Origin of the sequence: Vibrio sp. sp1 (assembly GCF_016920955.1) — a bacterium.
Taxonomy (GTDB): domain Bacteria; phylum Pseudomonadota; class Gammaproteobacteria; order Enterobacterales; family Vibrionaceae; genus Vibrio; species Vibrio alginolyticus.
In genome coordinates this window covers 1,403,537-1,421,487 of the sequence record NZ_CP060589.1, presented here as the reverse complement: position 1 = coordinate 1,421,487, position 17,951 = coordinate 1,403,537, and the positions used below count along the sequence as shown (strand labels likewise).

General features: G+C 44.4%; 18 protein-coding genes and 1 pseudogene. 9 read left to right on the top strand and 10 right to left on the bottom strand.

Features of this window, described 5'->3' with window-relative positions:
* Positions 1-248: 248 nt before the first annotated feature.
* The 5 genes from H9L11_RS06720 (at position 249) to H9L11_RS06700 (ending at position 3,584) form a co-directional block, all read left to right on the top strand.
* Entirely contained in the window at positions 249-803 is a 555-nt protein-coding gene (locus H9L11_RS06720; protein WP_205391064.1) for a recombinase family protein, read from the top strand.
* 532 nt (positions 804-1,335) lie between these two features.
* On the top strand, positions 1,336-1,521 hold the full coding sequence (locus H9L11_RS06715) for a hypothetical protein (RefSeq protein ID WP_205391063.1): 186 nt from the start codon (positions 1,336-1,338) through the stop codon (positions 1,519-1,521).
* A 25-nt stretch (positions 1,522-1,546) separates the two neighbouring features.
* The gene (locus tag H9L11_RS06710) at positions 1,547-2,884 is read left to right on the top strand and encodes a primase-helicase family protein (protein ID WP_205391062.1); all 1,338 of its coding nucleotides are present in this window, start codon (positions 1,547-1,549) and stop codon (positions 2,882-2,884) included.
* A complete protein-coding gene (locus tag H9L11_RS06705) occupies positions 2,868-3,254 on the top strand; it encodes a hypothetical protein (protein WP_139047276.1) in 387 nt (128 codons plus the stop codon). The genes H9L11_RS06710 and H9L11_RS06705 overlap by 17 nt, the downstream gene beginning before the upstream one ends.
* A gap of 60 nt (positions 3,255-3,314) precedes the next feature.
* On the top strand, positions 3,315-3,584 hold the full coding sequence (locus H9L11_RS06700; RefSeq protein WP_205391061.1) for a hypothetical protein: 270 nt from the start codon (positions 3,315-3,317) through the stop codon (positions 3,582-3,584).
* A gap of 74 nt (positions 3,585-3,658) precedes the next feature.
* On the opposite strand, the gene H9L11_RS06695 is transcribed toward H9L11_RS06700, so the two are convergent.
* A complete protein-coding gene (locus H9L11_RS06695) occupies positions 3,659-4,078 on the bottom strand; it encodes a hypothetical protein (protein WP_025555715.1) in 420 nt (139 codons plus the stop codon).
* Between the two features lie 713 nt (positions 4,079-4,791).
* On the bottom strand, positions 4,792-6,396 hold the full coding sequence (locus H9L11_RS06690; protein ID WP_205391060.1) for a recombinase family protein: 1,605 nt from the start codon (positions 6,394-6,396) through the stop codon (positions 4,792-4,794).
* Positions 6,397-6,507: 111 nt separating this feature from the next.
* Here H9L11_RS06690 and H9L11_RS06685 point away from each other — a divergent pair.
* A pseudogene (locus H9L11_RS06685) lies at positions 6,508-7,935 on the top strand (YifB family Mg chelatase-like AAA ATPase); the annotation flags it as partial.
* A 58-nt stretch (positions 7,936-7,993) separates the two neighbouring features.
* Here H9L11_RS06685 and H9L11_RS06680 read toward each other — a convergent pair.
* A complete protein-coding gene (locus H9L11_RS06680) occupies positions 7,994-8,950 on the bottom strand; it encodes a DUF2860 domain-containing protein (protein WP_172563441.1) in 957 nt (318 codons plus the stop codon).
* Between the two features lie 149 nt (positions 8,951-9,099).
* Here H9L11_RS06680 and H9L11_RS06675 point away from each other — a divergent pair, with 149 nt between their 5' ends.
* Positions 9,100-9,978, top strand: a complete 879-nt coding sequence (locus tag H9L11_RS06675; RefSeq protein WP_033906583.1) for an acyltransferase — start codon at positions 9,100-9,102, stop codon at positions 9,976-9,978.
* Positions 9,979-10,024: 46 nt separating this feature from the next.
* Here H9L11_RS06675 and H9L11_RS06670 read toward each other — a convergent pair whose 3' ends face one another.
* The 5 genes from H9L11_RS06670 to H9L11_RS06650 form a co-directional block, all read right to left on the bottom strand.
* On the bottom strand, positions 10,025-10,627 hold the full coding sequence (locus H9L11_RS06670; RefSeq protein ID WP_033906582.1) for a thiol:disulfide interchange protein DsbA/DsbL: 603 nt from the start codon (positions 10,625-10,627) through the stop codon (positions 10,025-10,027).
* Positions 10,628-10,661: 34 nt separating this feature from the next.
* Positions 10,662-11,648, bottom strand: coding sequence for a serine/threonine protein kinase (locus H9L11_RS06665; RefSeq protein WP_205391059.1), 987 nt, complete (start codon positions 11,646-11,648; stop codon positions 10,662-10,664).
* A gap of 53 nt (positions 11,649-11,701) precedes the next feature.
* Complete coding sequence (gene ccoG, locus H9L11_RS06660; protein ID WP_017821570.1) at positions 11,702-13,123, bottom strand: cytochrome c oxidase accessory protein CcoG; 1,422 nt, start codon at positions 13,121-13,123, stop codon at positions 11,702-11,704.
* Positions 13,124-13,431: 308 nt separating this feature from the next.
* Positions 13,432-13,698, bottom strand: coding sequence for a DUF1040 family protein (locus H9L11_RS06655; RefSeq protein WP_005379040.1), 267 nt, complete (start codon positions 13,696-13,698; stop codon positions 13,432-13,434).
* Between the two features lie 166 nt (positions 13,699-13,864).
* Positions 13,865-14,032 carry a hypothetical protein gene (locus tag H9L11_RS06650; protein WP_205391058.1) on the bottom strand — a complete coding sequence of 56 codons (168 nt, stop codon included), beginning with the start codon at positions 14,030-14,032 and terminating at the stop codon, positions 13,865-13,867.
* A gap of 296 nt (positions 14,033-14,328) precedes the next feature.
* Here H9L11_RS06650 and H9L11_RS06645 point away from each other — a divergent pair, with 296 nt between their 5' ends.
* Both H9L11_RS06645 and H9L11_RS06640 read left to right on the top strand, forming a co-directional pair.
* Positions 14,329-15,135: a sporulation protein gene (locus H9L11_RS06645; RefSeq protein ID WP_005379045.1), complete on the top strand. Its 807-nt coding sequence runs from the start codon at positions 14,329-14,331 to the stop codon at positions 15,133-15,135.
* A gap of 70 nt (positions 15,136-15,205) precedes the next feature.
* Positions 15,206-15,859 (top strand): hemolysin III family protein, encoded by a 654-nt coding sequence (locus H9L11_RS06640; protein WP_025768918.1) that lies wholly within the window; start codon positions 15,206-15,208, stop codon positions 15,857-15,859.
* A gap of 33 nt (positions 15,860-15,892) precedes the next feature.
* Here H9L11_RS06640 and H9L11_RS06635 read toward each other — a convergent pair whose 3' ends face one another.
* Both H9L11_RS06635 and H9L11_RS06630 read right to left on the bottom strand, forming a co-directional pair.
* Entirely contained in the window at positions 15,893-16,477 is a 585-nt protein-coding gene (locus tag H9L11_RS06635; protein ID WP_005379050.1) for a DUF3157 family protein, read from the bottom strand.
* 26 nt (positions 16,478-16,503) lie between these two features.
* A complete protein-coding gene (locus tag H9L11_RS06630; protein WP_017821575.1) occupies positions 16,504-17,949 on the bottom strand; it encodes a TrkH family potassium uptake protein in 1,446 nt (481 codons plus the stop codon).
* Positions 17,950-17,951: the final 2 nt, after the last annotated feature.

Genomic DNA, 17,951 nt, shown 5'->3' with positions numbered 1-17,951 from the left:
TTTGAAAATGCTCGCGGTAGAAGTGAGTGTTTCTATTTAAACTTACAATCTAGAATCCCCCCTCTCCCCCCTTCAAAGCAATCTATCAGGCACGATTCTGCACCTAGAATTGTTCGTTTAGACCTTGCCCTAGTTGAACCTTTTTGTAATACACCGAAACAGTTCGTTTAGGGTTGGGTGTTGTATTTATGAACTTATTTCGTTTAAGATCTTAAATGTAATACGAACTAAACGTCATTGGTGAACTCATGTTAATTGGTTATGCGCGTACTTCTACAGTTGAACAAGAAGCAGGACTAGAGGCTCAAATCAGAGAGCTAGACAAACTTGGTGTTGATAAAGCTTTCTCTGAGCAAGTGAGCTCTGTCGCTGAGAGGGAAGTGTTACGAGAGTGCATTGATTACTGTCGTGAAGGAGATACTTTAGTTGTCACTAAGCTAGACCGTCTTGCTCGTAGCGTTGCTAATCTCTGTGACATTCAGAAGCAACTGGAAAGCAAGGGTGTAGAACTTCGTATTGCTGATATGGGGCTAGATACTGCAACACCACAAGGCAAGCTAATGTTGAATGTGTTTGGTGCAGTTGCTCAGTTTGAGCGTGAGGTTATGCTAGAACGTCAACGAGAAGGCATTGCTAAGGCGAAAAAAGAAGGTAAATACAAAGGTCGTAAACCTACCAGCGATGATGTGAAAGATCAGGTAAAACAGCTGCTAGAACAGGGCTCAAAGCCTTCTGAAATAATGTCTATCACTGGTATTGGTAAAACTACTTTCTACAAAGTTAAGCGTGAAATCCAGCCTTAGCCGATGAAAGTTAGTGGATTAAAAGTAGGTCGGCTCGTCGGCTATAAACACACAAAAAGTTGTTAAATTGTACTCTGGAGTTGTGGCACACAAACAAGTTTAGTGTCTTGCCAAATACAACCAGAACCCTATAAAGGCGTCCTAGTGGGCGCTTTTTTTGTGCCTGAAATTCAGAAAAGGTAAGGAAAAAGTGTCACAGATTAGCTAGTTACTTCGTTTACAAGAAGTAGGAAAAGGTAAGAAAAAGCTGTCACAAATCAGCTGCTTACTTTGTATATAGAGATAAGGGATAAGAGAAATATTGATTAGAAACAATCATTTCTTCTTTCTCTGTCTCTTAAATCTTTAACTCTGAAAATAGGAGGTTCAGTTGGATGATTAGAGCATCAAGAGCAACCCGATATACACGGCAAAAGAAAGCAGAGTGTGATCGTGAGTTGTTGAAAAACAAAGAAGTTGGAATTAACCAGCGAGTAACGATAGACGAATTTGGTGACAAAGTGCCAGTTCATAAACACGGAGGTAAAACACAATGAGAGTTCATGTATGGGATGAGTTCAAACAGGATGTGATTGATACCGCTGAGTCGCAAGGCGTTAGCACAACAATTTTCATCAATCGTTTAATTAAGAAGGAACTAAAACAGAATGCCAAGGGAGGCACAAACTATGAGACTACTAAGCGCAATAAGCGAAGCAACACACCAAATAGCCATTAATCAATCGCTACTTAGGAATACTATTTTGAAGTTAGATGATGCCCCTGAGAAGGCTCTAATCAAAGCGCTTCAGAGTAAGTATGTCTATTCTCGTGAACATCGTGGTTTTCTGGATGTAGAGGACAATTACAAACCTTATCAGCGTTCAGATTTAAACCACTGGGTAGAAAGTACAGGTTGGTCTGTTGTTGTTGGTAAAGAGTGTCGTCCAGTCGATGCAGTCTTAAAAACAATGATAGAAAAAGCTAATACAGAAGATGGCTTTTTGTCTGTACATGATCTTTGTTTTGAACCAGAGAGAGGGTTGATACATAACAAGAACGCTTACAACTATCTGAACTACTGGCAACCTGTGGCTTTTGCACCAATCGAGCCATTGCCAGAAGAAATGACAATGTGGGATGAATACTTGTTGTTTCTAGCTGGTGGCAGTGAGAGTAAACGGGAGCTTATTGAGAGGTGGGTAGCTAATGCTGTTCTATTTCCAAGGCAGCGTAGTTTGTTTGCAATGTTGCTGTATGGCGAGAGCAAAGGCACTGGTAAAGGGACGCTTCAACTGGCTATGGATAAGCTTTTGGGCATCTACACATTGAAACCAGAAGACCCAGTTAACTTCGTAACTGGACGGTTCAAAAGTGGCTTAGAAGGTAAGACATTGTGTGTTTTTGATGAGGTCTACTATGACGGTTTTGGGTTTGCCAATCACCTAAAACAGATGATAACAGAACCAAATTTCTGGGTTGAAGCTAAGGGTAAAGATGCCAAGAAGATTGATAATCATGTTTCTATTCTTGCCACCAGCAACAGGTCACAGCCAATTTGGGTTGAGGCAGGGGATAGGCGATGGATGTGTATCAATGTTGAATGGAACAACCCTAGGCAGAATGGCGACCATCCAGATAACAGTGAGCAAGGTCATTTAGTTCAGAGGGTTAGGGATTGGATTGAAACTGACAGCAAGGTTGAAAGCAAATTGCTGTGGTTATTACAGAAAGTAGATTTGAGTGGCTGGGATCGATTCACAGCACCAGATACGCCTGAGAAGTTATTACTTCAAAAAGGCAGCGTTAGTAACAATGAGGACTGGTTCAAGACAGGCTTCGATGTTGGTGAATGCCTTGTGGTTAAGCGTTCGATTGTCTGGGAAGGTAAAAGAATCGGCAAGGCTGAACAGATGCGAATAATGGTGGGTCACGGTTACACCGAAGTTCAGAAAGAATGGAAGTTACCTCAAGGTCGAGGCTCTGATTGGATGATTACACCAAGGGGATATGAGGTCGGTATCCGTCCTGAAATGAGTGCGCCAGATGTGGCGAATCTTATCCGAGAGCATGGGGGTGAAGATTATGACCGACCGTTCTAATGCTTTAGATGAAGGAATCAGTGGGTTGGAAACTGGTCGGCTGCTCGGCTCGTCGGCTGAGACGGTGCTCACTCCTCAAGATGGCATCGATGCAGTTGCCGCTTTTATCAACGCTCATGGTACAGAAGTCCATGAGTGCGAGTACACAGGTTGTAATCACTGGAATGGTGAAAACCGTCCAATGTGGAGTCATGAAGGGGTGCGTATGCCCCTTTATCGCTGGGTATGTTTGGCTGTCAACAAAGAGACAATTCAAATAGGTGAGCAGCGTGTAGCTAGGCACAAATGCGACAATGGAAGATGTTTTGCTGCTGCACATCTACATTGGGGAACAAGGGGTGAAAACAATTCGGATAGGGCTTTGAAATAGCTCTATCTATTCTAAATATACAAACGCAGGAAGCGTTTAAGAAATTACAGGGAGTAATGAATGTTAACTAATAAACAAGCGGTAGCGGCTATTGAACAGCTACGATTAGTGCTTGATTTACATGAGAACGTAGATGTTTTGGCTGAGCTAGATATTGCTCTAAGTGCTGAGTGGGTTCAGTTAGAAGATCACCCAAATTATGAGCAGAACCAAAGGACTAAAGCTGTACGTAACATCATGACGAGACGAGTATTAAAGTCTGACAACAAGGGTTATGTGAAGTGTAAGAGTCGTCTAGGCAAATGGAACAACATTAAGGCTAAACCGTAAAGATGAAAGGAAGCACCACAATGGCTAGTTGTAGTGCTTAATCTTATAGGGCTTGAACTAAAAGGGGGTGAGTGTTACTGCAACGTATCTTCGTTAGCAGGCTTCTGGTCGAACTCCAACTTTTGAGCGGGTTGTTGATTCGAAAGAGGCATATACTCGACAAAGTACCAGTGGAAAAAGTCTGCGCTACGCGGGAGACCCGGTACTTTGAAACATTTGGCTTCAAGCCCGTATTTCTGTAATTGCTTGTTCAGGCGTACGCGATATTGAGCGATGTTAGTTACACCAGTCAATTCGGACAACTTGTCAGATTGGATACCTGCCTGATTGTGGATGGCAGAGATCATAGTCTTGAAAGCAGGGTTTGAGACCTTGGTTTGAAGAATTGCTTCTTCTTGGTCGGTCAAAAACTTAGGTGTGTACCCATAGTGAGCAGGCAATAGGATTGTTTGTGACTTTAGGGTAGTCACAGAACCACTGTTTAAATAAGGCATAATAGCCCTCCCAAATTTGTTTCTAGACTTTTTGTCTAGGTAGAAGTGAATGTCAGGCGAGAGCCACTCACCTGTTAAGAGCAAAGCGTTTTGTTCTTCATATCATTTAGTAGCCCCATGTATTTAGCCCAAATACACGTCAAAAAATATGAATAGCAGTGCTCATACTTAATAGCTTGCCATAAGTATGGGTTCTTTGTCAAGTTTTTTTTGGACGCAAAAAGCCCGCCGAACTTGGGAACGGCAGGCTTAGCTTATTTTAAGTCGAAATGCTTCTACTCATCCGACTGGTTATCCATTGTTACTCGAAGGGCTAATTCGTGTAACTAACCTTAAAACATCAAGGGGCTAGCTTGATGCTTAGTACACTTGAAATAGTAGACTATCCCGAGTGTCGTATTAGAATTAATTGTTCTGAGGAACGCAGAGAATATGCTGGTGTAGCATTATTACTACAGCGCTCGGAAACTAAAATAATTTGAGTTGTTCTTTAGGTCAACTAGTTTACGAGGCGCGTATGATACGGATTTGATTTGGCATTGCAATACCAAAAATTAAATAATTAAATAACGTGTACAGCGCAATTAGACGTTACAAATGCACTAACCTAAATCCAACTATTAAAAATTAAACTATAGCCCTTAAAATCGCATACAGCGCGTTTTAGGAGATGTCAAAAAAACTTTACCAACTTGATTGGAATGTGATTTGTATCACACTTTTGATTTCCAGTATAAGTTTTCGTGGATAAGTTTCAAGCTCTTTCTATCTATTGCATATGTTAATTGGTTGCATTCAACTGTTATCTCAGAGGCTGATTTCAAATTATGGATTCTCAGAAAGTTGAATACATCCTTAAGGCTCCTATTCAAAGTTACTCGGTATTCGCGGATTAGTTCTGGGTCGGTACAATTAGGTTTCTTGTCGTTAACTTCCATTTGAAGTGCGTTAGCTACAAGCTGCTGTGCCTGCTTAAATCCGATTCTTGGAGTTAAAGTAACTTCTGCTTGTTGCGCTTTGGTTTCTTCTAGTTCTTCTTTTAATTGCATGATCTTCCTGTCTCGGTTTTCCATATGCTGAATGGCAATGTGACTGGTAAGGTTTTTCGCAATCTTCATTAACTGGTTTAGGGCTTGTTCTTCTTCTTTGATTTTTTCCTCAATAGATGAAATTGAATCTCCCTGTTTACTAGTTTCCGTGGTCATATTGATGTGGTGTTGGAAGTTTTTAGGTAATAGATACTGCTCAATGATGAACTTGTGCATGAACTCAATGCGGATAGGTCTATTTGTGCAGTTCTTCTTCTTGAACTCACGACAAGTTAAGTATTTGAGGGTAGGACTTTTGTTGTCGTAGTACATCGTAGCCCCACACACACCACACTTTGCAACTTGATTGAATACGTTGGGAAAGGTTGTCTTTCTTCCTGCTGACTTTGGTTTCGAACGTTCAGCTTTACGGCTCTGAGAAAGATAGAATGTACTCTCATCAATTATTGATGGGTAGTAATCACTGATGGGCGTATTAGTAGAAGTTCTGCCAATGTTCGGTGTGTATTCTCCAATGACAGCTTTAGAGTTAAGAATACGGCAGATTGAAGTGTTAGACCAAGAGCCACCTTTTGGTGAGGGGATCTTTTCTTCGTTGAGTTTTCTTGCAATACCGATAATCCCGTGACCATTAATCGACATTTGGAAGATTCGACGGACTGTTTCAGCATTTTTCTCAATGACTGTGTATGTGCGCTTGTCCTTATTGAGCTTTAACCAGAAAGGAGCAAGGCTAGTCCTATTGGTGGTAGTTGGGTTTGCTCGTTTGTTTGCCCAAGCAGCTTTGATACGTTCTGATTTAGTCTTAGATTCGTTGTGAGCACGCTCCATTACAGCGAGGGATATGATTAGGTCTGTAGTTTCTGATTCGCTGCTGTAAGTACGGTTGTCGATGAGAGTTACTACTGTGATTCCGTATTCGATGATGTTTAGTAGTTGGCGTAGTGCTGTTTGTACTTTTGCGCGACTAAGGCGGTCTAATGACTCCACCAGCAAGAACGAACCACTAGGGATGACACCTTGTTCCAAGGCTTTAAGGAATTGCCCTAATCCATTGTCTTCGTTGGTGTTTGCTGAGTTGAATGCAGATACGCCAAGGTCAGTAAAAGATTGTTCTGAGAGCGTTAAAGAGTGCTTCTGACAATACTCTTGGGCTAACTTGGTTTGTCTTCTGAGGCTGTCGCCTTGTGCTTGGATTGCACTGGAAAAACGGATGTAGGAGTATGCGGTTGGAGAGCGTAGCGATACGAGAGGTCGTATGGTGTTCATGATAGCAGTACCTTTTAGTTAACTTGGACTGCTTCCGGCATTATAGAAATAGAGTTGAGTAGGTCAATTACTATTTGTTGTGAAGCAGAAAGGTAAATGCTACCGACTATTACCTTAGTAGGCTTGCCAGAGACAACGGTAAAAGAGTCCAAAGATCGCGTACGCAGTGCGATCATTAATTCTAACTTTCAATTTCCTGCTAAGCGGATCACCGTGAACTTGGCTCCGGCAGATCTACCCAAGGAGGGAGGACGTTTTGATCTTCCTATTGCATTGGGAATTTTGGCCGCTTCGGAGCAAATCGCGACAGATAAGCTCAAAAACTACGAATTTGTGGGTGAGTTAGCACTATCTGGTGGTCTGAGACCTGTAAAAGGTGTGCTGCCTGCTGCGCTGGAAGCCAGTAAGATTCAACGTCATTTGGTCGTCCCACATGTGAATGGCGATCAGGCGGCGCTGGTGGGGAAGGAACAACATAAATCGGCCCAATCATTACTGGAAGTATGTGCCGAGCTTTGTGGTCAACATCGACTGAATCTTTTTCAAACGCCTAAGCGAAAAACGATCGAAAAACATGGTCGAGACTTACAAGATATTATTGGCCAACAACAAGGTAAGCGAGCACTGGAGATTGCTGCCGCTGGAAACCACAACTTACTTTTCCTTGGCCCGCCAGGTACTGGAAAAACGATGTTGGCTTCGCGTTTGTGTGACTTATTACCGGAAATGAGTGACGAAGAAGCAATGGAAACCGCTTCGGTGGCATCGTTGACTCAGAGTGAAATTAATGAGCATAACTGGAAGTCGCGTCCGTTTCGTTCTCCGCATCATTCAAGTTCAATGGCGGCATTAGTCGGCGGTGGTTCGGTACCCAGACCAGGGGAGATCTCTTTAGCCCACAACGGGTTATTGTTTCTCGATGAAATGCCCGAATTTGATCGTAAAGTTCTGGACTCGTTACGCGAACCGCTCGAATCTGGCGAGATCATTATCTCTCGAGCGCAAGGTAAAACACGCTTTCCGGCTCGTTTCCAATTAGTTGGAGCATTGAACCCAAGCCCGACAGGATATTACGAAGGCAATCAAGCGCGCACCAATCCACAAGCTATTTTGCGCTACCTTGGTCGATTATCTGGACCACTGTTAGATCGCTTTGATATGTCTTTAGAAATCCCAGCTTTGCCCAAAGGGACATTAGCAGAAGGAGGTGATCGCGGTGAGCCGACTGCTATCGTAAAAGCGCGTGTGAGCCATGCGCGTAACAATATGCTAAACCGCAGTGGTAAGGTCAATGCACTGCTAGGTAGTCGAGAAATTGAGGCGTTTTGTCCCTTGCATAAGAGTGATGCTGAGTTTCTTGAGACCGCTTTGCATCGTTTAGGACTCTCGATTCGTGCGTATCATCGTATTATCAAAGTGGCGCGAACAATCGCCGATCTGGATGGGGCGGAGCAAATTGAACGAACGCACTTGGCTGAAGCACTTGGGTATCGAGCGATGGACCGTTTGCTGAAACAGCTTACGGCGCAAGCGGTATAGAGACATGCAAAATGTCATCGCAACAAGTGTTGTGAGCGCCTTGTTGCGATGAAGGACGTTAGAAGGTGTAGTTGAGACCAAGCGACAATAGGTACTCTTTCTCCTCATAAAACGTGATATTCGAGTCAGTTTGGCTATAGCCGGCTAAAGAAATGAACGACCAGTCTTGCCAGTCAAATACGTTTTGATATTCGTAGGCCGCAAATAGGCTAATGGTGTCGTCATTTCGTGTTTTAGCAAAAGTTTGGCTAGCGGCTTGATAGTCTCTCCATGCATAACCCGCGGTAAGGGCCAATCGATGGCGGTTGATAAATTTAAACCAGCTAATGTCCAATCCGTACGAATCAAATGACTCCGCTTTACCGTCGGCATCTTGATTGATGTAGGTGAAAGCGGGTTGCAACATAGACGTTTGGTTGAGTGGAATGCGATAGTCGCCTTTGACATAGTAAAGGTTAGCATCGCGAGCAAGTGAGTGGTCTGTCACTTCCTCCTGCTCGATGTCTTTATCAGCATAAGCAAGATCAAGGTTGAAGTTCTTATCAATTAACCCTTTGATCTGAAAGCGATACGCATTGCCGTCAACATCCGTCTCTTTACGTGCGGTTCCTACTTGATAAGGGTTGCGCCAAGTTTCGCCTTTGAGTACCGTCGGCAGATAGGAAACATCGAGCACGGTGCCAGATTGTAGCTCGTGTTGATAGCCCAACTGAAAAGCGAGTGTACCTACGGCGACATCTGAGCGTGTGGTACCGGCGTAAACTTGGTGGTTGAGTCGGCTACCAAAGGTGTATGTCACACTCCCTAGCGGTGCAGCGATAACGGAACTGTCACTATCGGCACGCTTATCGAGAGAATCGATGGTGTTACTATTTTCTGTATTGAAATTGGATTCTGATGATATGAATCCGGCATTCAGCGAAATTTCACCGCCAAAACCCGCGGTTTCAGCGAGTTGAGCCTGAGCAGAACTGACGACAAAGGCCAAAGGCAAGAGAAGTAGCCTTGGTTTCATTCGTTATCTCCTTGTTGTCGAATGAATGGTGCACATATTGGTTGCGGTAACAAATCTGACCATTTCCACGCATGTTCCAATGTGGCAAAGGCGCAGTATAATTACACGCTGTTTTATTCTTCACACATTATCACTGTTGTTTGACTATCATGTTGGCATATTTGTTATTTTTTTTTAACGCTTCTTTTGTGATTCTCAATTCTGCGGTTTGTTCACTCGCAATTTGTGTTATCGCTGTATTTAAAATATTGCTTCCTGGCGTAAAGCTAAAAGCACTAGCGACCGTTTGTGCCAATAAGGTGATGTGGTTATGGGCTACCGTTAATGCGTGCATTCTGGCGGTATCTAACCGTGTTGAGTGGGATGTTCAGGGCGGTGAAGCGCTTAAAAAAGACGGGTGGTATCTGCTGATCAGTAACCATCTCAGTTGGACAGATATTGTTGTGCTTTGCTGCGTGTTTAAAGACCGTATTCCCATGCCGAAGTTTTTCCTCAAGCAACAACTGCTGTATGTGCCTTTCATCGGGATGGCGTGTTGGGCGCTCGATATGCCATTTATGCGTCGCTATTCGCGAGAGTATCTGATCCGCAACCCTCATAAGCGAGGTAAAGATTTAGAGACGACACGTCGCTCGTGCGCTAAATTCAAACACACTCCAACCACAGTGGTTAACTATGTCGAAGGAACCCGATTTACCGAAGAAAAGCAGCGTAAGAGTAAAGCAAACTATCAATATTTGCTGCAACCAAAGTCGGGCGGGATTGCGTACACGTTAGCGGCGATGGGGGAGCAGTTCGAGAGCATTATCGACGTTACGTTGGCGTACCCAGAAAATACGCATAAACCGTTCAAGGATTTATTGATGGGCCGCATGAGCAAGGTGGTTGTGCGTGTAAATGTGTTACCCGTTGATGAAAGAGTGCTTGGTGATTACTTCAACGATAAGCCCTATAAGCGACAATTTCAGCAATGGTTGGGGGATGTGTGGCAAGAAAAAGATCGGTTGCTACAAGAGATTTACAAATAAACAAAAGGGGAGCGACGTGTTCCCCTTTTGATTGATATCGATGTGCTTATTTTAGTGTCAGCAAGTAGTTCACCAGAGAGAAGTACTCATCCATCGTTTTGATGCTTTGTGCTTGAACTAGGTATTTGTTGTTAACGATAACCGCAGGAACGCCGGTTAGACCGCTGTTTTCAAATTGCTTGTCCATACGGCGAACCATTGAATCAACCGCGAAGCCTTTGAATGCAGAATCGAATTTTTTCGCATCTACACCTTCATCAAGGAAGATTTGACGAAGTTCTTCATCATTACGTGGTGCTTTCTTTAGATTGTGGATGCGGTTAAACATCACTGGCACCATTTTGTCTTCCACTTTTAGTGCAACCATGGTCGCGTAGGCTTTGCTCATTGATGGGCCCATGTTGCCACCCATGAAAGAAACGTGGTTTTTTAATAGCTTAGTACCTTCTGGCAACTGCTTTTTCAGTTGCTGGATAACTGGTTCAAAGCTATTACAGTGCGGGCAGTAGAAAGAGAAAAACTCCGTCACAAGAGGTTTTTTTGATGCCTCAAGATCCAATACTTTGTAATGTTCACCTTCTTTGAATTGCGCTGCATGTGCCGACAGGCTTAATATCAGCATAGAAAACAGTGCGAACAGTTTTTTCATCGAAATATCTCCATTTTTGAATTTTTGGCCTGACTTACCATTGAGGCATTAAAGACAGCGGTGCTTCTTCTAAAGCGGCGATCTGCTCTTTAAATGCAAGGACCTGACCTTCCCAGTATTTTGGCTCATTAAACCATGGAAAAGCGAGAGGAAATGCAGGGTCATGCCAACGTTTTGCTAGCCATGCCATATAGTGCACCATTCGTAGACCGCGAAGTGGCTCGATTAGTTTCAATTCTGCAGGATTAAAGTCGCAAAACTCTTGGTAAGCCTCTAAAACAATATCCAACTGCATCAGTTTGTCTTGGCGTTCACCGTTCAATAGCATCCATAAGTCTTGTACTGCAGGGCCGTCACGAGCGTCATCCAAATCAACAAACATAGGGCCATCTCGCCACAAAATATTGCCTGGGTGGCAATCGCCATGCAAACGAATGATATTGAAGCCTTCTTGCCAGTGGCTTTCAATTGATTTGATCAGCATATCCAAGTCATTGAAGAAGCTGTTCTCCAAGTGCATTGGAATCATATTGGCGTTTTGCAGAATCTCTCTTGGTTGATACAGGTATTCTTGTAAGCCAATAGTAGGACGATGTTGGAAGGCTTGGCGGCTGCCGACTTTATGGATTCGGCCAAGGAAACGCCCTACACCTTCGAGCTGATCTAAATTGTCAACCTCGTATTGGCGACCACCCACGCTATCAAACAGCGCAAAAGCATAGCCTTGATAGTGATGCAGGGTTTCACCGTTGATGCGCACAGGTGGTGCGACGGGGATCTCATTGCCAATCAGTTCTAAAGTAAAGTCGTGTTCCTCTTGGATCTGTTCATTGCTCCAACGTTCAGGACGGTAAAACTTGACGACATAACGACGACGCTCTTCGTCAGTGAATTGATAAACACGGTTTTCGTAGCTATTGAGGGGAAGAAAGCCTGATTCTGCGCGAACGCCGATGCTTTCTAACGCGTACCACATAAAGTCTGGGGTAAGGGCGTCAAAGTTAAACATACTTTGGGACATATAAACAAAAAGGCTCATTACTGAGCCTTTTTCCGTTAGTCACTGAAGTAGCGCTATAGTTTTTTAATAAAACGGCTTTCTACTTCAATAGTGAATTCGTTGCTCTTATCGGTGAGTATAAACTGAATTGTCGTAATCGCAGAGTTTAGCTTGTCAGGATCGGCACCAAGACTCATTGGCAGGTTCAATACCTCACCTGGCTGGACCTGAATTGTCTGCTTACCATACCAGCTTACATCGGATAGCCCTTCAACATCCAACGAGTACTCTTGCACTTGCTGAGTTTTGTTGATCACCTTGAGGGTGTAGGTGTTTTCTACTTCTCCCGAGCCATTAACGCGGAACAGTTGGTTACGGTCGCGAATAACACTCATGCCGGCTGGGTCTACCGCTGCAATTTGGGCAAAGAAAAGACCGACCATGACGAGTAGTACGGCACCATAGCCTAGCAGCTTCGGACGCATGACTTTGGTACTCTTACCCGATAAGCGATGCTCGGTGGTATAACTAATTAGGCCTTTCTCGTAGCCCATGCGATCCATGGTGTTATCACACGCATCAATACAGGCGCCACAGTTGATACATTCATACTGCAAGCCGTCACGAATATCGATACCTGTTGGGCACACCTGCACACACAAATCACAATCAATACAATCACCCAAACCAAGTTGCTTTGGATCGGCTTTACGCGGACGTGGGCCACGTTTTTCCCCACGTTTTGCATCGTAGCCAACGATGAAGGTGTCTTTATCAAACATGGCAGACTGGAAGCGCGCGTAAGGACACATGTGAATACACATGATGGAACGCATCCAACCAGCATTACCATAAGTACAAATGGCAAAGAACATTACCCAAAAGACGGGCCAGAAGTTGGCGTTAAAGGTGAAAAAGTCGATAACCAATTGCTTCATTGGTACGAAGTAGCCAACAAAAGTAAAACCAGTGGCGAGTGCAATGGCAAACCAAGCTATATGTTTGACGGTTTTACGCATCGCTAAATTCGCCGTCAGCTTATTGGAGTCTTGTTTACGGCGTTTATTGGCACTACCTTCGAGCTTCTCTTCAAACCAGATATACATGAAGGTCCAGACGGTTTGTGGGCAGAGATAGCCACACCAAACCCGACCTAAGAAGGTGGTAATAAAGAACAACCCAAACGCCGCGATCACAAACAGCAAGGCGAGTAGGGTAAGATCTTGTGGGTACAGGGTGGTACCGAAAAAGTTGAACTGCTGGTTGCCAATATCAAGTAAGATCGCTTGACGTTCACCGTAAGGAATCCACGGTATCAAAGCGAAGAGAAGTAGTAAGAACCAACCACCGTAACGACGTAGTTTCTGGTAAGTCCCTTTGCTTTCGCGTACATAGATGCGATTACTTGGGTTAAACCGATCCCCGTTTCCTTTATGGGTTTTGGGATTATAGGTTTTAGGAGTCACATCTTTGATATCGATCTTGTCCTGACTCATGCACTCATCCTTCTTAGGCTTTTATAATGTACGGCGTCATTTCTATTGATGTCGCTCGATGACATTGCTGCTCGTTCCGTCATAAAGATGACCGAACATAATTATTTTAGTAAATACTGATGAACGGCGATTATACAATCAATAACAATTCCGTTTCTTTAACGCAGTCAATGTTTAACAACAAAAATCAGTACAGTTAACCTGATAATTGGCTGAACAGTTATAACCAATTGTGGGACTAAAAACTTTGGTTATAAAAAAGCGACTCACAGAGAGAGTCGCTTAAAGAATACTGGCTGTTGAGCTGGTTATTTGATGATGCCACGAGCGCGTAGGATCGCCGTTTTAAAATCGTCCTCTTGGTCTTTTTTGAGTCCAGGGATCATTTCATCTTTGCTGCTATTACGCATTTTAAGGTGGTAGATCAGTACATCGTCGGTCAGATCTTCTAGCTTTCCTTTGTAGCCTGCTTCTTTTGCCAGCTTAACGATGAACTGCAAGAGGTTCAGCTCTTGATCTTTATGCCATTCAGGCTCTAGTAGCTCAAGCAGCTCTTCAATGCGATGACACTTCATTTCTTTCTCCACAGAATTTATAGGTGTAATTAGCAGTAAAGGTACCAAATTGCTTTGCGAAGACCAAATAGGAAAAACTATCTCTTTCACTGTAGTTTGTTCTAAGTCTTTGAAGCTTTATGAGTCGCGTGCAAAAAAAAAAGCGCAGCTAGCGCCGCGCTTTTGATTAAGCTGCTTTGATAACTTTGGCCGGAACACTCGACATCATTGCTATCTTCTCAACCAATGTCATTGCTGGCGCAACTTGCTTTGCCTTTGGTGCAGTAGTAAAGCCACTGCGGCGGCGCATTGCACTAGTATTAGTGTGTGCGAACCTGACTGTTGTTGGGCGCATTAATTTACCTAACTGTCAGGCATATCCATTGCCGATGTAATGGCCTGAATCATTATGAGCTAGGCTCCAACAAGATTGAAGAATCACTCTTCTGGCTCTCGCCAATCCAGTTAATGAGTCAGGAATACCGATATGCATGCATATCAAGTGTAAGATTAGCATCCTTGTAATAATTGGTCGATAGTTGAGCAATTGAATTGTTTAGATTTTGTCATTTTGTCGCGATGTTCGAGGCAATTTTTGTTTGATCCCACGATCAGCAGTAGTAGTATGAGATCTCGATGAAGGAGGTGCCTATGTCATTTTTGAAGAAGACACTTGCCAGTTTTGGGATTGGGAGCGCGAAGGTCGACTCAATCTTAAACCAAGACGTGCTATACCCAGGTCAAAGTGTGGATGTGTCGATCCATGTATATGGTGGTGCGACTGAACAAGCGATCGACAACATTGATTTAAAACTCTGTTGCCGCTACATCGCAGAAGCCCCTGATGACCGTGGTGCGCGAGAAGGACACAGCATGCGCCGAGTACCTCAAACTCATGTGCTTGCTAAGTGGAGTCTCCCTTACGCATTTACCATCCATTCCGGCGAAGAGCGTACCTTCGATGTTAAGCTCGATGTGCCTTGGAACACGCCTGTCACCATTGGTGATGCCAAAGTATGGTTAGAAACCGGCTTAGACGTTGCTGCTGCTTTGGATCCGACTGATAAAGACATCCTCACCGTTCGACCTGATCCACTGATGGATGCGGTACTATCTGCATTTGAAGCGCAAGGTTTACGAATTCGCCAGGTGGAATGCGAGGAAGTGAAAGGATTCGATCTACCATTTGTGCAAGAGTTTGAGCTGGTGCCAACCGACGGACCTTACCACGGCGTGTGGCGCGAATTAGAATTTGTTGCCCACCGCAGTGAGCAAGAGCTCAAGTTATGGTTTGAAGTTGACCGCACACGCAAGGGGCAAGGTGGCATGCTCGCGAGCTTACTGGGTAGTGGCAAACTCAAGCGAGAGCTGACCATTCCTGCCACGACTAAGCCAGATCAAGTTGGCGAACTGGTACTCAATTATCTCGATCAAACTACTGCCGTTCATGAGTCTTAATTTAAGCTTACACGTGTAAGCCTAATGTGCCATACTAGAGCAAATTTCAAACTCTAGTATAGGCGCATTGATGTCCGAGCTGCAGAAACCTCAATACAGTCAACGTGAAGAACTGGCCAATACCATCACCCACGGTATAGGGATGATTTTTGGTATTGTTGGCTTGATACTGCTGTTAGTTAAAGCCATAGACCATCAAGCTGACACTTTAACGCTTACCAGTATGGCGATTTATGGTGCGAGTATTATCGTGCTATTTTTGGCCTCGACGCTCTATCATGCGATCCCTCATCCCAAAGCGAAACGTTGGCTAAAAACCTTCGACCACTGTGCTATTTATCTTTTGATAGCAGGCAGCTATACCCCTTTCTTGTTAGTCAGCTTAAGAACACCTCTAGCATTTGGGTTGATGATCGTTATTTGGAGCATTGCGTTGATCGGCATCATCATGAAAGTTGCGTTCGTCTATCGATTTAAAAAGCTTTCTTTGATGACGTATTTGGTGATGGGATGGTTATCGTTGATTGTGATTTATCAGTTGGCGATCAACTTGGATGTCGGCGGACTTACACTGCTTGCTGCTGGTGGAGTTGTGTATTCACTGGGCGTGATTTTCTACGTTGCGAAGCGCATTCCCTTTAACCATGCGATTTGGCACGGCTTTGTTTTGGCTGGCTGCGTGTGCCATTTCTTTGCTATTTATTACTTTGTTGAGCCTATCTAGCCGATAGGCTCAACAAAGAATATTAAACACGTATTAGCGAGTTTTTACCTCTAGCACTTTGGCAGAAAACTGGTATTGCTGTGATTGCGGTACAGCCAATTTAATGCTCTTACCTTGTTCCGCTTGCTGTGGTCGCAGGTAGGTATCCGCCATGCGCTTGATGGATTGCCAAACCGTCACGTTTTCTTTTGCCAGTTGCTGACCAGACATATCAAACACTTGCACCTCAACTTCTACTTGAATGACAGATTGAGAGCTTTGGTTAGTGATTGATGTAGGCAAAATAAGCTCACCGCTTTGATAGCTTGCTGAACCAATCAATACATCCACACCTGAATCTGATAGCTGCATGGTTGGCTTTTTGGCGTTTACCACCACGGTCGTGCCAACGGTTTTCGTTACCACAGGAATTGTCGCAATCGCAGGAGCTGCGATTGTTTCAACTACGCTTGCTGTTGTTTGTGTCTCCGTCGCTTGCTGCGCCGGTTTTTTCATGACGTACTCCCAGGTAAAGTCATCGTTCAACTTCACTTCTCGACCATCGGCTAAAGTGATGACCTCGGCGGCGTATGTGGATGAGGCGGCAAGTAGGGTCGCCAGAGTAATCCATGTTTTCATTGTTATACCTTTTAATTAGAGTCTGCTTAGCGGCGCCAAAACGCAGGAAAGAACAGTACAAGAATAGTCAGAATTTCCAAGCGGCCCATTAACATCCCAAAGCTTAAGAGCCATTTGGCAGTATCGGGCAGAGGCGCGAAGTTGCCTGTCGGGCCAATCACACTACCCATACCAGGGCCAACATTGGCAACGGCGGTGATTGAGCCAGAAATACTGGTCACAGGGTCGAGGCCAAGAGCACTTAAACAACCTGCGATAAAGATAATGGTGATAAAAAACATCAAGCCAAATGCCACCACTGAGCGAACAATATCATCATTCACCGGTCGCTGGTTATAACGCTGTACAAACACCCCTGAAGGGTGAATCAACTTCATCATTTGTTTGTTTAGCAGCGTCATCGCAATTTGGAAGCGGAAGATTTTGATCCCGCCAGACGTTGATCCTGAGCATGCTCCCGCCATCATTAAGAATGCGAAAAGAGTGGTGGGTAATGCGCCCCATGCGGTGAAGTCTTCTAAGCCAAAGCCAGTTGTGGTGACGACAGAGACAATATTAAACATCGACACTCGCAGGGCATCCAAAATGGTGTACCCATCTCGAATCACTAGCCAAGCTGAAATCACTAAGCTTGAGAATACGAACAGGTACGCAAATCCTCTAACTTGAGCGTCGTTAACCAACACATCAATACGGCGTTTACGTAATGCGGCGATAAAGAGCAAAAACGGCAAACCACCTAAGAACATAAAGGTAGTGGCCACCCAATGTGCGCCATTAGAGAAGTGGTTCATTGACCCATCAGATGTAGAGTATCCACCCGTCGATAGCGTAGTAAAGGCATGGTTGATTGCTTCGAACAGGTTCATGCCGGTGATCAAGTAGCCCAAAATACATAGGCCTGTTAGCATTAAATATACCGCTACGATGTTTTTGGCGACCGTTTTCGCTCTTGGACTACTTTTATCCGACCAATCTGATGATTCGGTTTGGAATAGCTTCATACCACCGACATTCAGCATAGGTAGCACTGCTACCGCCATCACGATAAAACCAATGCCACCAAGCCACTGTAAAATAGAGCGCCACAACAATATGCTCGGCGCCATGTTGTCTAGGCCACTGAGCACCGTTGAGCCCGTCGTGGTGATACCCGACATCGTTTCGAAGTAGGCGTCGGTGAAGCTGATGTGGTTGATAAACACAAATGGCAAAGCGGCAAACGCACTCGCGATGGTCCAAACCAAACTGGTGATGAGGAACATATCGCGTACGCTGAGTTTGAACTTGGCGGTTCGACCTATCGTTAGGCAGATGAAGGCGGCAAGGTGCGTGATCACAACGGCTTGGGCGAAATCGAGGAATCCCCCCGTACCGGTAAAGAAAGCGACCAAAGTCGGCACGTACATAAACAGGGCCAGTTTGGATAAAACCAGCCCGATAACAAACAGTACGGGACGTAAGTTGACCATAG

Bases quoted from the DNA above. Each gene is read 5' to 3' on its own strand.
- H9L11_RS06640 (WP_025768918.1), top strand. From the start codon at position 15,206: ATGTCCGAGCTGCAGAAACCTCAATACAGTCAACGTGAAGAACTGGCC.
- H9L11_RS06645 (WP_005379045.1), top strand. From the start codon at position 14,329: ATGTCATTTTTGAAGAAGACACTTGCCAGTTTTGGGATTGGGAGCGCG.
- H9L11_RS06700 (WP_205391061.1), top strand. From the start codon at position 3,315: ATGTTAACTAATAAACAAGCGGTAGCGGCTATTGAACAGCTACGATTA.
- H9L11_RS06635 (WP_005379050.1), bottom strand. From the start codon at position 16,477: ATGAAAACATGGATTACTCTGGCGACCCTACTTGCCGCCTCATCCACA.
- H9L11_RS06695 (WP_025555715.1), bottom strand. From the start codon at position 4,078: ATGCCTTATTTAAACAGTGGTTCTGTGACTACCCTAAAGTCACAAACA.
- H9L11_RS06650 (WP_205391058.1), bottom strand. From the start codon at position 14,032: ATGCGCCCAACAACAGTCAGGTTCGCACACACTAATACTAGTGCAATG.
- ccoG (WP_017821570.1), bottom strand. From the start codon at position 13,123: ATGAGTCAGGACAAGATCGATATCAAAGATGTGACTCCTAAAACCTAT.
- H9L11_RS06690 (WP_205391060.1), bottom strand. From the start codon at position 6,396: ATGAACACCATACGACCTCTCGTATCGCTACGCTCTCCAACCGCATAC.
- H9L11_RS06665 (WP_205391059.1), bottom strand. From the start codon at position 11,648: ATGTCCCAAAGTATGTTTAACTTTGACGCCCTTACCCCAGACTTTATG.
- H9L11_RS06680 (WP_172563441.1), bottom strand. From the start codon at position 8,950: ATGAAACCAAGGCTACTTCTCTTGCCTTTGGCCTTTGTCGTCAGTTCT.
- H9L11_RS06675 (WP_033906583.1), top strand. From the start codon at position 9,100: ATGTTGGCATATTTGTTATTTTTTTTTAACGCTTCTTTTGTGATTCTC.
- H9L11_RS06655 (WP_005379040.1), bottom strand. From the start codon at position 13,698: ATGAAGTGTCATCGCATTGAAGAGCTGCTTGAGCTACTAGAGCCTGAA.
- H9L11_RS06630 (WP_017821575.1), bottom strand. From the start codon at position 17,949: ATGGTCAACTTACGTCCCGTACTGTTTGTTATCGGGCTGGTTTTATCC.
- H9L11_RS06670 (WP_033906582.1), bottom strand. From the start codon at position 10,627: ATGAAAAAACTGTTCGCACTGTTTTCTATGCTGATATTAAGCCTGTCG.
- H9L11_RS06720 (WP_205391064.1), top strand. From the start codon at position 249: ATGTTAATTGGTTATGCGCGTACTTCTACAGTTGAACAAGAAGCAGGA.
- H9L11_RS06715 (WP_205391063.1), top strand. From the start codon at position 1,336: ATGAGAGTTCATGTATGGGATGAGTTCAAACAGGATGTGATTGATACC.
- H9L11_RS06705 (WP_139047276.1), top strand. From the start codon at position 2,868: ATGACCGACCGTTCTAATGCTTTAGATGAAGGAATCAGTGGGTTGGAA.